Below are 1,102 nucleotides of genomic sequence, written 5' to 3' on the forward strand. Positions count from 1 at the left end.
CGTGGCGCTGGCCGCGGCGGCGGTGGGGGTGCATTGGCTGGCGCGGCAGCCGGCGTTCTCGATCAAGTCCATCACCGTCGAGGGCGACGTGAGCCGCAACAGCAGCGCGTCGCTGCGGGCGAACGCGCTGCCGCGGCTGTCGGGCAACTTCCTGACGATGAACCTGCAGCAGGCGCGCGCCGCCTTCGAGGCCGTGCCCTGGGTGCGTCATGCGACGGTGCGCCGCGTCTGGCCGCTGCACCTCGTCGTGGCGCTCGAGGAGCACCGCCCCGCCGCCTATTGGGAAACCAAGGCCGAGAACGCCGATGCCGACAGCGATGCGGTCGTCGATACCCGGCTGGTCAACAGTTTCGGCGAGGTCTTCGAGGCGAATCTGGGCGATGTCGAGGACGAGGACCTGCCGACCCTGGCCGGGCCGGCCAAATCGTCGGCGGCGATGCTGGCGATGTGGCGCCAGCTCGATCCCATGACCCACGGGAAACTGGATGAAGGGGTGGCCCGGCTGGATTTGTCGGGTCGCGGTTCCTGGAAGGCCACGCTGGAAAAGGGAGCGGTCGTTGAACTCGGCCGGGGCAGCGAGGCTGAAGTCGTGGCCCGGTTTGGCCAGTTCATCGCCAGCATTCCGCAGATCACCGCCCGCTACCGCACCTCGCTGGTATCGGCGGACCTCCGCCACGAATCCGGATATGCGGTCCGGCTCGCCGGCGTGACGACGGTTACCACTGCGCCCAAGGGCGCCAAGAAGAATTGAGGACAGGCATGGCCAAGGAATACAAGGATTTGGTCGTCGGGTTGGACATCGGCACCGCCAAGATCATGGCGGTGGTGGCCGAGGTGATGGGGGACGGCCAATTGCGCATCGCCGGCCTGGGCGTGGCGCCCAGCCATGGCCTGAAACGCGGCGTCGTGGTGAATATCGATGCCACCGTCCAGTCCATCCAGCAGGCGCTGAAAGAGGCCGAAATGATGGCCGACTGCCGGATTTCGAGGGTTTACACCGGGATTACCGGCAGCCATATCCGCGGCCAGAACTCGACCGGCATGGTCATCGTGCGCGACAAGGAAGTGACGCCGGTGGATGTCGCCCGGGTGGTGGAAACCG

1 protein-coding gene and 1 pseudogene are annotated in these 1,102 nt (G+C 66.9%); both read left to right on the forward strand.

What is annotated here, in order from left to right; all coding sequences use genetic code 11:
* On the forward strand, positions 1-751 hold a 751-nt coding region (locus FUT87_RS24360), incomplete at its 5' end, for a cell division protein FtsQ/DivIB (RefSeq protein ID WP_147242662.1).
* An 8-nt stretch (positions 752-759) separates the two neighbouring features.
* Positions 760-1,102: pseudogene (locus FUT87_RS24365) on the forward strand (cell division protein FtsA); the annotation flags it as partial.

The sequence above is a fragment of the Mitsuaria sp. TWR114 genome (assembly GCF_007997345.1).